1 pseudogene is annotated in these 220 nt (G+C 64.5%); it reads left to right on the top strand.

Annotated elements, in window-relative coordinates:
• A pseudogene (locus F0Q45_RS27360) lies at window positions 1–220 on the top strand (polyketide synthase); the annotation flags it as partial.

The following is a 220-nucleotide window of genomic DNA, read 5'->3' as shown; positions in this document are numbered from 1 at the left end:
GACCGCCCCCAGCGGCCCCGCACAGGAGCAGGTGATTCGGCTGGCGTTGGCGGCTGCAGATTTGAGCGTGGTCGATGTGGATGCCGTGGAGGCTCATGGCACCGGCACCAAGCGAGGCGATCGCATTGAGGCACAGGCGATCTTAGCCACCTACGGCCAAGGCCGTGATGCGGATCGGCCCTTGTGGTTGGGGTCTCTCAAGTCGAATATGGGCCATCCG

The sequence above is a fragment of the Mycobacterium simiae genome (genome assembly GCF_008370645.1).
In the GTDB taxonomy this organism is placed as follows: domain Bacteria; phylum Actinomycetota; class Actinomycetes; order Mycobacteriales; family Mycobacteriaceae; genus Mycobacterium; species Mycobacterium simiae_A.
Note: the sequence above shows the minus strand (reverse complement) of the source record. Positions and strands in the feature narration are given on the sequence as shown.